We start from the raw sequence: 7451 nt of genomic DNA on the forward strand, positions 1-7451 counted from the left end.
TTTAATTATAGCAAATTCAATTTAATTTTACTACTTGTTTTAGTATCGAAATTACTACAAATTTATCAAAAAGTTAGCGTTTACATCGTAGCTATAGTCCTAAAAATAAATTTTTGGCAACATAGAAGAAAAAGCAGTAAAAATATGATTTTATTTAAAAAAATAAAACGAACTTTATTATCTGATTACTCAAACAATCTATGTCCGTTTTAATAATTAATCTAATATTCAATCCCTTTACGCGCTTTTATTCCTTTATCAAAGGGATGCTTGTGTTTTTTTATTTCGCTAGAATAATCTAGAATCGGTTTTATTTTATGACTAGGCATTCTCCCAGTCAAAATAATTTCATGATCATCTTTTAGTTTTACTAATAAATCATAAACCTTTCCTTCATTGATCAAACTTAGAGTAATTACATCTAATAATTCATCTAAGATTATCACATCATAATTACTATCAATTAAATCAAAAAGTTCATTTTCTAATTGACTAACTTCCTTAATCATTTTAGGATCTTGCATATCAATAAACAATTCAGGCATCTTTTTATAAAAGACTGAAATGCCTAATTGTTTTAATACCTTTATTTCACTGCTATTTCCATCTTTTAAAAACTGAATAAACTGAATTTTTTTACCAGCTCCCAATAAGCGAATAGCTTGACCAATTGCTGCTGTTGTCTTTCCTTTACCATTTCCATAATAACATTGAATCATTTTTAGCTCCTGATTACATCACCAACGATACCGTTAAGATAATTAATAATATCATGAGGATCAACAACCATTTGATACCCTCTTTTACCAGCGCTGAAAGCTACTTGAGTACATTCTTCAATCGAACGATCAAAATAAGTTGGAAACTGCTTTTTCATTCCCACCGGAGAACAACCACCACGAATATAACCAGTCACTCCTAATAAATCTTTCATATGGATCATTTCAACGCTTTTATTATTTGATAATTTTGCCAACTTTTTTAAATCTATCTGTTCTAAAACTGGAATGCAACATACTAGATAACCATTATTCCCCTTTAAAACTAAAGTTTTAAAAATATCTTTGGCTGCCAAATCCACTTGATCAATAATATGTTCTCCACTTAAATGCTCTTCATCATATTGATATTCCTTGACTTCATAAGCTATCTTAGCTTTATCCAGCATTCTAAGCGCATTAGTTTTGATTTTTTTAGCCATTTTCACCAACTCCTTATTACTAGATATAAATATATCAAATTTAATTGCAAAACAAAAGAGATCCGAGGATCTCTTTTGGATTAATTATTTTATTCTGCTACTTTTTGTTCTTTAATAACTTTAGCAATTGAAGCGATTACGTCTTTTTCATCTTCACCTTCAGCGATGATTTCAACTGTAGCTTTAGTTGGTACACCTAAAGACATAACACCCATAATTGATTTTAAGTTAACTTCTTTACCATTATATACTAACTTAATATCACTTGTGAATTTACTTGCTTGATTTACTAAGATAGTAGCTGGTCTTGCGTGTAATCCAACTGGATCAGATACAACGAAAGATATTTTTTCTGCCATTTTATGACTCCTCCTTAAAAATTTCTATACACTAATTATACCACCTAATATTCGTATTTTAAAGAACTTTTTGATAAAAATTTAGCGCTTTCATTTTATTTGATTTTAACGGTAAAAATTAGCTTTTTATTATCATTTCAAACTCTAAAACACCTCTTTTTTTTCAATAATCAAATTAAAAAAACCATTAACTATGGTACCTCTTCAAGTTAAATTTATACCAGAAATTAATTATATCATAAAATTAATAGAGGGAAAAATCCCTCTCATTAATCAAACATTTCTTTTTTCAAATATAAACAAGCACCACCACTAATAATCAATGATAATAGTACACCGGTAATTTTATCATCACCAGTTTTAACTGAAGCTACTTTTTGATCTTCAGTAATATTGTTTGCAGTATCTATAGTAGAAGTAGTATCTTCTTGATTATCTGGTACAGTTATTTGAGTTTCACCAGTTTCTAAAGCGAATAAAGTTCCAGAATCATTAGTAAAATACAATTTATTGCCATCACTAATAGCACTTGACATATTGTAATTTTGATAATCACTTTCTGGTTGATATAGTTCTTCAGTAGTCAAAGAATCACCAGTATCTTTGAAGACATATAAACTTCCTGGCTCACAATTACATGTATAATATCCATATATAGCATCATCATAACCAGTTGTTACTAATAAAGATGCTTGAACATACCCAGCCGTTTCTACTGTAGTTATCTGATTAGTTGCCACATCTAATTTGGCAATAAATCCTGGAGACTCCCATGAACTACCATTTCGACCACCAAAATATAAAGTACCATCAACATATGTTGGTGTTCCAGTAATTTGGGCATTACCATCTAATAACAATCTTTCTTGTTCTAAATTAAAAGAACCATCATTAAATGAAAGCACATATAAATGACCATTTTGACTACATACATATAGCTTACCATCACCATAGGCAATACCACTGCGAATACTGATATTTTCACCTGATAAATTCATTGCAGTAGTTTGCTCATTAGTTAAATTTTTAGAAACTACTGTTCCCCCACTGCTGACAAAAAACAAGTATTGGTCATTTACTATCGTTGCCAATGACCAATAATAGCCACCTGCTTGATTAGAATATTCCCAGCTGTTGTATTTAACTTCTAATGATGAATTAGGATCATCATCACTAGTATCCAAAGCAAAATAAGTTCCATCTGCTACATTATAACTATCATCATATAAAGTAGTTCCCGTATATAAATAACCATTGTAATATGTTAATGGTGAACATAATTGACCATTTTGACTTTGAGAAATCCATAATGATGATAGACTATCTTGATCAAAAGCCTGGATAGTACCATTTCCTAAAGCCACAAAAATTTTGCCATCACCAGATGCAATGTAGGCATTATAGGAAATATTAGCATTTAAATTAGCTTTTTGAATGATATTACCACTAGTATCTAATTTTATTAATTCTCCATCAACTGCAATATAAATATAACCACCATCAATAACAGGATTACTATAAATGACATATAAACTTTGATCAACAAAATTTTGTAGCCAGGCTAATTTTGTCGTAGTACTAGTAGTTGGTGTAGTAGCCTGGATAACATTTCCATTAGCCCTAAACTGATTCCAGTTATAACTTTGAGCATTAACACCAGTAATTGTAACTAAAGAAATAAATACTGCTAACACTCCACTAAGAATTTTTTTCTTCATTTCAATCTCCTTCCAAAATTCCATATTTTATTTTAACTCTTTGCATAATCTTAACCATTGGTTCTTTAAGCAAAAAGATAAAAACTACATTAGATATCATATAAACTATAGTTACCGGCAGTGCCGCTATAATAGTGGTCAAATAGCGATAAATATTAAAACTATTTTCAATCGTTAAAACTGACCACAGATCCATAAACATTGAAAATCCTATTCCCGCTAAAAGTGCATATAGATACAATAAATATTTGTTTTTATTTAAAACTATTCGTAATACCCCTGCTATATATCCAATCGAACCCCAAGCTAGCATTTGAAATGGCGTCCAAGGGCCAATACCAAAAATAAAATCAGAAATTAAAGCACTTAAGGAGCCACACATAAAACCATCTTGTTTACCAAAAACCATTCCCGTTATTATCACCAACGCACATACTGGTTTAAAACTTGGAAACATAATAAATAATGAACGGCCAATAACGGTTAAAGCTACCATCAAAGCGAGTATCACTACTTCTCTAGTTTTTGGATGACTTGATTCATATTTAAAATAAAACAACAGACAGCTAATAATTACTAACAAGATAATTACTAAGTTATAACGTTGATCATTAAATAACCAAATTCCCAAAAAAGCAATTAGAAATCCTAAAATAACAAAAATTAACGATCTAGACCACTTTTTCATAAAAGATCCTCTAATAAAACTGCCTCTTTATTAACTTGGCGCATAATTTTATTAATAGTAGTTGTATAAAATAAATTATCTTTAAAGAAATTACGCATCGTATCAATTGATTCCAACTGTCCATTAAATAACATAGCAACCCGATCGCTAATCTTAGCCGAAAATTCTAAATCATGACTAATACATACAATCGTCATATGTTTACTTAAAGCTACAATTAATGATGCTAGCTTTTCTTTAGCTGTTGCATCTATCCCTTTAGTTGGTTCATCTAACAACAATAATTCTGGTTTTGTCAATAACACTTTTGCTAGAGCAACTAATTGCCGTTGTCCCCCGCTTAAATCATAAGGATGTTGGTCTTTTAAATCGGTAATATTCATGTTTTGCATCATCGTAACTACATTGACAACATTATCTTCAACTGTCAATAAATCCTTTTCAACCGTATCTTCTAAAAATAAAGTCGTTGGATCTTGTGGCAGATAACCAATCTTTTCAAAATGGCGGACCTTTTCAATCTTACCTTCATATTTCATCAAACCAGCTAAACAACGAATAAATGTGCTTTTACCACTACCATTAGCACCAACAATTGTTAAAACTTCATTTTGATAAATATCCACATCTAATTGATTTAAAATCTGATAATGATAACCAGCTGATAAGCTACGTATTTTTAATAGTGGAACAAATTCAATATCCTCATATTCTTTAATCGTTACTTTTTGATTTTCTTTAATATATTGACGGGCTTCTTTGATACTATAACTTGAATGATCAATAATTTTAGAAATCTTAACATAATCAGGTAATGCTTCTAAGAAAATTTGCTGCTTATTCATAATATCGATTGCTTTTTTAGTTTCATCCAAGACTACTATTTCTCCATGGTCCATCACTAACAATCGATCGGCTATTTCAATTAGATCATCTAATTGATGTTCGACAAAAACAATTGTAATTCCAAAATCATTATTTATTTGCTGTACCATTTTAATAAATTCCTGACGATTGATTGGATCAAGCATTGCTGTAGCTTCATCTAATAAAATAACTTCAGGATTCATAACTAAAACACTGGCTAAATTTACCAGCTGTTTTTCACCGCCAGATAAATCCTGACACTGACAATCAACTATATTTTGAAGATTTAAATAATTTACGATTTCACCAACGCGACGTTTCATTTGTTTTAAAGGAATATTTTGATTTTCTAAACCAAAAGCAATTTCATGCCAAACTTTATTCATAACTAGTTGATTTTCTGGATTTTGCGAAACATAGCCAATTTTGGTGTCATCTTGAATAACTGGATCAAAAGTAATTTGTCCCTTTTGTTGGCCACTAAGAGTTAGACTTGGCTTTAATTGTTTTAAAAAAGTTGTTTTACCACAGCCACTAGGACCACAAATAACCAAAAATTCGCCATTTTTTATTTCCAGGGAAATATTTTTTATGACATTTTCCGTATCCAGAAAACTAAAACCCAAATTTTCAATCTGATACATTCTTTTTTCCTCCCTTAAACAAAAGTGGTAAAATAATTAAAACTACCAAGCTACCAATAAAAATAATATCCAAAAAATTAAACTGATAGTTTTGAATCATGGGGTAGTAATAAAAACTGTCATAATAGTTTACATAGCCAAAAATAATAACTAAATCTAAAACAATAATTATCAATAACTTTAATAAATCATCTTTTTTAAAACGATAGAGATGAAAACTGCTACGATGACCTTGTCCATAACCACGGGCATTCATAGAATTAATCATTTCTAATGATGATTCAAAAGCATATGTAATTAACATAACAATTAATTGATATTGTTTTTTTATTTTATTTTTATAGGGTATCAACAAATTAGCTTCCTTAATTTTTTGATACTGATTTTTTAAACGACTAATCAAATTAAAACACATCGAAATAACTAATCCTAAAGTTGGCAAAATAGAACCAAATAAATAAATAATCTGACTATCATTCATATATTCTTTAGCTAAACTAAACACTAATAGCATAGAAACAATCAATAATCCAAAAACAAACCCATAAATCAATGCCTGTTTGGTAATTGTAAAATAATTATTTTGATACAGCACATCCATTCCTTCGCTTACAAAGATGGGATTAGTTACAGTAATCAAAAATAATAGAACTAATAAATATTTTATTGATTTTTTAAATCTAGTAACATTACTTTTAAAACAAACTAAAACCAAACTGATAAATCCAGCTGTAATTACTACATAATGACTTTGAATGATCATTAATAATAACATCGAGGTAATATATGAAAATAATACTAATGGATGGCTCTGTCTAAATGACTTTATGACCATGTTAAATCGTTTCCCCCTGAACAACTGTACATCCATCTAATCACATCTCCTTCATTTACGGTTTTCTTATTAGCTCCTACTTTGACATACTGACCATTAACACTATACATCCAACCAGACGAACCATCATAAATTGAATTTAATATTTGCTCTGGTAGATAGGCTATTTCTTCAACATAACTATTATCTCTAATTTTTAAACTTATGTTATGTTCTTGACAGACCTGTTTTAAAACATCCAATACTGTAGCATTAGCAGCCACCTGAATATCACTGCTGTTTAAAACTATGCCGTTTTTAGGAATAAAATTGACATACCCGGGTTTAATATTATCAATATTATTCAATAATGTGTGACACTCAATTGCAATAGTAACTGTTATTCCTTGCTTATCTTGAGTAGATGGACTACTAACATTTTGATTATCACTTTTTGATTGACTTTTAGTGTTTTTTGATGAATTTTGTTTATTTGTAATACTAGTGTCATTTGAATCAGTATTTTCATTAACACTATTTTCAATAACATTATTAGATACAATTACTAAACCTGTTGCGCTATTTTCCTTAGCTTCTGTTTTAATAACTGTCTCACTTTGATTATTATTTTGACACCCAGTCAATAAAATTATAAAAATAAGAAAAATTGAGATAATTTTTTTCATAATAAAAAATCCTTTCTAAAAAAGTGCGCATGAAAGGACTCCCAACTGACATAAATAGAACTACTCTATCATCCGTAAAGTGTATCCTAAGATAATGGCAAGTATTCCGGCTTCGATTCTTCATCGCGACACCTTCCCAGATGGCTCCAGTGGTTTATTTGTCTTGACTCCTCGTTACGGCGGCGGGACCGCTCTTGATTTTCACAAGCTTCCTTATTAATGTAATTAAACAACCATTAAATATGCGTGTATTTTATTTATAACCAATTATACATCAAAGAAACAAAATTGGAAGTTGAACTTCCATTTTTAGATAATTCCACAAAAAAAACATAGCCAAAGCTATGTCCAATGTCATTAAGTTAAGATTTTAATGACAATCGATGGTTATATTGCAAATATGCCCTCTCTTTTTTATAAAATTTTTATCATTTTTAAAAGAAAAATATTGACATTGCAACGATAGTGTGCGGC

At 29.6% G+C, this 7451-nt stretch carries 8 protein-coding genes and 1 riboswitch; all 8 genes read right to left on the reverse strand.

Features of this window, described 5'->3' with window-relative positions; translation table 11 throughout:
• Nucleotides 1-221: 221 nt before the first annotated feature.
• Complete coding sequence (locus Q0K54_RS02400; protein WP_294578250.1) at nt 222-719, reverse strand: cob(I)yrinic acid a,c-diamide adenosyltransferase; 498 nt, start codon at nt 717-719, stop codon at nt 222-224.
• A gap of 2 nt (nt 720-721) precedes the next feature.
• Nucleotides 722-1201 (reverse strand): Cys-tRNA(Pro) deacylase, encoded by a 480-nt coding sequence (gene ybaK, locus Q0K54_RS02405; RefSeq protein WP_294578251.1) that lies wholly within the window; start codon nt 1199-1201, stop codon nt 722-724.
• Between the two features lie 89 nt (nt 1202-1290).
• Nucleotides 1291-1560 (reverse strand): phosphocarrier protein HPr, encoded by a 270-nt coding sequence (locus Q0K54_RS02410; protein ID WP_294578252.1) that lies wholly within the window; start codon nt 1558-1560, stop codon nt 1291-1293.
• A 269-nt stretch (nt 1561-1829) separates the two neighbouring features.
• Entirely contained in the window at nt 1830-3278 is a 1449-nt protein-coding gene (locus Q0K54_RS02415) for a PQQ-binding-like beta-propeller repeat protein (RefSeq protein ID WP_294578253.1), read from the reverse strand.
• 1 nt (nt 3279) lies between these two features.
• Nucleotides 3280-3966 (reverse strand): ECF transporter S component, encoded by a 687-nt coding sequence (locus tag Q0K54_RS02420; protein WP_294578254.1) that lies wholly within the window; start codon nt 3964-3966, stop codon nt 3280-3282.
• Nucleotides 3963-5477 carry an ABC transporter ATP-binding protein gene (locus tag Q0K54_RS02425; protein ID WP_294578255.1) on the reverse strand — a complete coding sequence of 505 codons (1515 nt, stop codon included), beginning with the start codon at nt 5475-5477 and terminating at the stop codon, nt 3963-3965. The genes Q0K54_RS02420 and Q0K54_RS02425 overlap by 4 nt, the downstream gene beginning before the upstream one ends.
• The gene (locus Q0K54_RS02430; protein WP_294578256.1) at nt 5464-6348 is read right to left on the reverse strand and encodes an energy-coupling factor transporter transmembrane component T; all 885 of its coding nucleotides are present in this window, start codon (nt 6346-6348) and stop codon (nt 5464-5466) included. Before Q0K54_RS02430 ends, Q0K54_RS02425 begins: the two co-directional genes overlap by 14 nt.
• On the reverse strand, nt 6303-6977 hold the full coding sequence (locus Q0K54_RS02435; RefSeq protein ID WP_294578257.1) for a DUF4430 domain-containing protein: 675 nt from the start codon (nt 6975-6977) through the stop codon (nt 6303-6305). The genes Q0K54_RS02430 and Q0K54_RS02435 overlap by 46 nt, the downstream gene beginning before the upstream one ends.
• Nucleotides 6978-7055: 78 nt before the next feature.
• Nucleotides 7056-7230, reverse strand: a riboswitch (cobalamin riboswitch).
• Between the last annotated feature and the right edge of the window lie 221 nt (nt 7231-7451).

The sequence above is a fragment of the uncultured Thomasclavelia sp. genome (assembly GCF_944324745.1).
In the GTDB taxonomy this organism is placed as follows: domain Bacteria; phylum Bacillota_I; class Bacilli_A; order Erysipelotrichales; family Coprobacillaceae; genus Thomasclavelia.